3 protein-coding genes are annotated in these 3,714 nt (G+C 50.1%); all 3 read left to right on the forward strand.

All coding sequences use genetic code 11. The annotated features are described in order from the left end of the window. On the forward strand, positions 1–606 hold a 606-nt coding region (locus B3180_RS14800; protein WP_286845267.1), incomplete at its 5' end, for a PD-(D/E)XK nuclease family protein. Next, complete coding sequence (gene recD, locus B3180_RS14805; protein ID WP_273024081.1) at positions 603–2,540, forward strand: exodeoxyribonuclease V subunit alpha; 1,938 nt, start codon at positions 603–605, stop codon at positions 2,538–2,540. The genes B3180_RS14800 and recD, both read left to right, overlap by 4 nt. Positions 2,541–2,583: 43 nt before the next feature. Beyond that, on the forward strand, positions 2,584–3,438 hold the full coding sequence (locus B3180_RS14810) for an HNH endonuclease (RefSeq protein WP_273023981.1): 855 nt from the start codon (positions 2,584–2,586) through the stop codon (positions 3,436–3,438). The last annotated feature ends 276 nt before the right edge of the window (positions 3,439–3,714 follow it).

Below are 3,714 nucleotides of genomic sequence, written 5' to 3' on the forward strand. Positions count from 1 at the left end.
TGGCAGGAACACCAAAACAGCCTGGAGCATTGGCTGGACGCCTATTTGCACAACGAATTCTCAATTAATGGCAGCGGTGACCGCGTTAGCTTAAGCGCACTGGAGCAATACAAAGCCGAGCCGGAATTCTGGTTTGGTGCCAGTGAAGTTAACGCACAAAGGCTGGACGCTCTGGTTCGCGAACACATTCTGCCGGGGCACGAACGCCCTGCACTGGAACCTAATGTGCTGAACGGCATGCTAAAAGGCTTTATCGATTTGGTGTTTGAGCATAACGGCAAATATTACGTGGCAGATTATAAGTCCAACTGGCTGGGCGAAGACGACCACGCCTACACCGAACAAGCCATGCGCGAAAAAATTCTGCACAGCCGTTATGACCTGCAATACGTCATTTATACCCTGGCACTGCATCGCCTGTTAAAGGCGCGGTTAGGCAGTGAATACGACTATGACACTCATGTAGGCGGTGCCGTGTATCTGTTCTTGCGTGGGCACCGGGCGGAAAGCGACGGGGCATTTTGTGACCGGCCGCCACGGGAACTGATAGAGAAGCTGGACGCACTTTTTTCGGGTAAGGACCTTTCAGATAAGGAGCCGGTATGACAGAAGTAACCTCAAACACCCTGTTTGATGCCCTGCGTGAGTGGCGTGATGCTGGCTGGATACGCTCAATAGACCTGGCCTTTGTCGAGTTTTTGCAGCAAGCAGGAGAAACGCACAGTGAAGTGTTACTGGCCGCTGTTTGTGCCTCGCACGAAGCCGGTCGCGGACATACCAGCATTGACATAAATGCGCTGCAGAATGAGCCCGAAAGCGCACTGAACTTACCACCCGAAAACCGCTATTCACCAAACTGCGATACTCCCAGTGCGTTGTTCCGTCAGTTTGGTACCAATGTGGAAGCCGTATTAACCCAAAGCCACTGTGTAGACGCCGACGGCAAAGGCAATCAGCCATTGGTGTTAAGTGGCAGCAAACTGTACCTGCGCCGCTACTGGCAGTACGAAGCTTTTATCGAGAACGACCTGCAGGCGCGCATGAGTGACCGGCCGATTACCAACGACGACTTGCTGAAAAGCACGCTGGCGAAGTTGTTTGATAAACCTGATGATGACAAAACCGAAGAGATTAACTGGCAGCGCGTGGCCTGCGCTAACACCGTGCGCAACCGCTTTAGCGTAATAACCGGCGGGCCCGGCACCGGTAAAACCTACACTGTAGTGCGCCTGTTAACCGCCTTGCAGCATCAGACACTCTTCCTGGGTTTACCGCCGTTACGCGTATCGCTGGCAGCGCCTACCGGTAAGGCCGCCGCGCGACTCACCGAGTCCATAGAAAGCGAGCTGAATAGGCTGCGGGGTGATGCAAAGCTCGCCACCTTAAAAGACGCCTTAGACGCCATAAAGCCCGAGGGTAAAACCCTGCACCGCTTACTGGGTGTAAAACCGAATTCGCGCGCGTTTAAACACCACGCCGACAACCCACTGCGCACCGACGTGGTGATAGTCGACGAAGCCTCAATGATAGACATTGAAATGATGACCGCGCTGCTAAAAGCCACTCCCAAAAACGCACGGCTGGTGCTTATTGGTGACAAAGACCAGCTAGCCTCCGTAGAAGCCGGCGCCGTGCTGGGCAACTTGTGTGAAGGCGCCGACCAAGGCCATTACCGCACAGAAACTGCCCAATGGCTGCAGCAAGTAGCCGATACACCTGCGTTTCCAGACGACTTAATTGACGACAACGGCGAGCAACGCCTGCAACACGTTGTGAAATTCCGCAAAAGCTACCGCTTCAAAGGCCCTATTGCTGACTTGGCTAACGCCATTAACCAGCAAGACAACGTCGCAACAAAACAGGAACTCGAAAAAGCCAAAAACGCCGATGAAGATTATCCCGTTAGCCTGTATGAAGTCAGCAGCCTAGACGCCCCAGCCTTCGAAGCCTTGGTTAAACGTAACCTGACTTCCGGTAGCCTGACGTTACACGTCAGGAACAATGCCGATACAACAACCGATGCCAACAACATCAACGATATCGCCCAAGAAGCCCTGCAAAACCTAAGCAACTTCCAAATCCTGACCGCCCTGCGCGAAGGCCCCTGGGGCGTAAAAGCCGTTAACCAAAAAGTCGGCGACATACTCGGCGTAAACGCCAACACCTGGTACGAAGGCCGTCCCGTTATGGTCACCAAAAACGACTACGGTCTAAAACTAAACAACGGCGACATCGGCCTAACCTTTAAAGACCCTGAACACGGCCACCTGCGCGTCGCCTTTCCCGACCAGACCAACAAGTCTGAAAATAAAGGCGTGCGCTGGGTACTGCCCAGCCGCCTCACCCATATAGAAACCGTTTATGCCATGACCGTACATAAGTCTCAGGGCTCAGAGTTTAAACACACCGTGATGGTCCTGCCCGACCACGACAGCCCTGTGCTAAGCAAAGAGCTGCTGTATACCGGAATTACTCGGGCTAAGGAGCGGTTGAGTTTGGTGGGTAGGTTTGCATTAGGACTAAACAATAAAGCATGCTAATTTCTAGGTAAGATATTTCGTACAAACTCTAAGGTTAGTGCCGTTGCCTATTTCTTTCAAAAATATTGGGATTAATAAAGCCTACACGCGGCCTCAGTTAGCTGATATATGGGGGCTCGGTGGGCCACAAGCTATAGCTAGAGGCGTTTTTACGCCGGCTAATGCGAATATTATTATTCTGTTTGTGACCCATAATAAGCGTGACGACTCGACACCTTATGATGATCATATATTAGGCGATGTGCTTTACTGGGAAGGAGAAAAGGGACACGCAAATGACAGTAGAATAGCGAATGTTCACGTAAACTCTGATGAAGTTCACTTGTTTTACCGTGATCACCATCGTGATGCTTTCATTTACAAGGGACTCCTCACCCTAATTCAGTTCAAAGAGAAGAAAGATGAGCCGAGTGAGTTTCAATTTCTAATGGGCCAAAACGAGTCATTCGATGAGTATGAATTGAAAGAGTCTTTAATTGAACTCTATGGTTCACCTTTAGATACTACACGAGAAACGATAATCGATGCTCGGGTAGGTCAGCGACACTTTAGACGACAGTTGATGCAAAAGTGGAAGTCGTGCGCGGTAACGGGAGTTGGGAAAAAGGAAGTATTGCTAGCATCTCATATTAAGCCATGGTCGAAGAGCTCAGACGGTGAGCGGCTAGATGCATATAACGGTTTACTTCTTACTCCTGCATTAGACCGGTTGTTTGATGAAGGGATAGTTACATTTCGACAAAACAGAAAAATTGTTCTTTCTAATCAATTGGCTCCTTGGGAATATCAGAAGTTGGGAATTGATGCGGCTATGGAGCTGCGAGAGCTTCCTGTAAGAACAAGTGATTACCTTGAATACCATAGGGATACCATTTTTAAGCAGACTCTTAGTTATTAGAAAGGAATAACTAAGAGGCTAGGTAACACGTCTACATCTCCGCTCCCCCAATTGCCCCCACCCCCAAATAGTTCTAATATACCCGCACTATCCAGTAACTTACTGATCTCATGACTCTTTCCTTTAAAAGCTTAACCCGTTCATTTGCCTGTCTGTTCGTTTTGTTCACCGCTGCCAGCGTGCAGGCGTCCGAAATCTTCACTATGGAATCTAAGCTCCTTGATGAAGGTATAACCGCGCGGGTCGCGTTGCCGGAAAGCTATGAGCATTCAGACC

The organism is Idiomarina sp. UBA4206, from assembly GCF_002383015.1.
Lineage (GTDB): Bacteria > Pseudomonadota > Gammaproteobacteria > Enterobacterales > Alteromonadaceae > Idiomarina > Idiomarina abyssalis.

Coding starts and splice junctions, on each gene's coding strand:
- recD (WP_273024081.1), top strand. CDS start 603: ATGACAGAAGTAACCTCAAACACCCTGTTTGATGCCCTGCGTGAGTGG.